This is a genomic window from Streptomyces sp. NPDC001678 (assembly GCF_042892945.1).
Lineage (GTDB): Bacteria > Actinomycetota > Actinomycetes > Streptomycetales > Streptomycetaceae > Streptomyces.
Genome location: NZ_JBIAUP010000005.1, coordinates 1 through 1,012 on the forward strand (window position 1 = coordinate 1; position 1,012 = coordinate 1,012).

The following is a 1,012-nucleotide window of genomic DNA, read 5'->3' on the forward strand; positions in this document are numbered from 1 at the left end:
AAACGCCCGGTTACATTCCGAACCCGGAAGCTAAGCCTTTCAGCGCCGATGGTACTGCAGGGGGGACCCTGTGGGAGAGTAGGACGCCGCCGAACAATCTTTCAAGGACCCTTGGTCCCAGCGTTCACGCTGGGACCAAGGGTCCTTTTTGTTTTTCCCCGAAGCGCGCCCGCCATCAAGGTGCGTGAGAATGACTGCGGTACCTGAAGACAGGAGTCACGTCGATGTCCACCAACTCTCCCGACGGTCGCTCGGGCGGCGAGCCGCGTCGCGGTGACGGCTTCCGCGGCCCGCGTGGCGGCGGCTCCGGCCGTCGCGACGACCGCGCCGGCGGCGGTTTCCGTCGTGATGACCGTGGTCCTCGCCGTGACGACGACCGCGGTGGCTTCCGCCGTGACGACCGTGGCGGCGAGCGTCCGTCCTTCCGCCGTGACGACCGTCGTGATGACCGTGGTCCCCGTCGTGACGACGACCGCGGTGGCTTCCGCCGTGATGACCGTCGTGATGACCGTGGTCCTCGCCGCGATGACGACCGTGGTGGCTTCCGCCGTGACGACCGTGGCGGCGAGCGTCCGTCCTTCCGTCGCGACGACCGTGGTGGCCGTCCCGGTGGCGGCTTCGGCCGTCGTGACGACGAGCGCGGCGGTTTCCGTCGTGACGAGCGCCGTGACGACCGCCGCGATGACCGTGGTCCCCGTCGTGACGACGACCGTGGCGGTTTCCGTCGTGATGACCGTGGTCCTCGCCGTGACGACGACCGTGGTGGCTTCCGCCGCGATGACCGTGGCGGCGAGCGTCCGTCCTTCCGTCGCGACGAGCGTCGTGATGACCGTGGTCCCCGTCGTGACGACGACCGTGGTGGCTTCCGCCGCGATGAGCGTCGTGACGACCGTCCGTCCTTCCGTCGCGATGACCGTCGTGATGACCGTGGTCCTCGCCGTGACGACGACCGTGGTGGCTTCCGCCGCGATGACCGTGGCGGCGAGCGTCCGTCCTTCCGTCGCGACGACGT

General features: G+C 69.0%; 1 rRNA gene and 1 pseudogene. One reads left to right on the forward strand and one right to left on the reverse strand.

The window, feature by feature from the left end:
• Positions 1-95, forward strand: a 5S ribosomal RNA gene (gene rrf / locus ACFYZR_RS11785); the annotation flags it as partial.
• A gap of 6 nt (positions 96-101) precedes the next feature.
• On the opposite strand, the pseudogene ACFYZR_RS11790 reads toward rrf, so the two are convergent.
• Positions 102-1,012 (reverse strand): annotated as a pseudogene (locus tag ACFYZR_RS11790) (hypothetical protein); the annotation flags it as partial.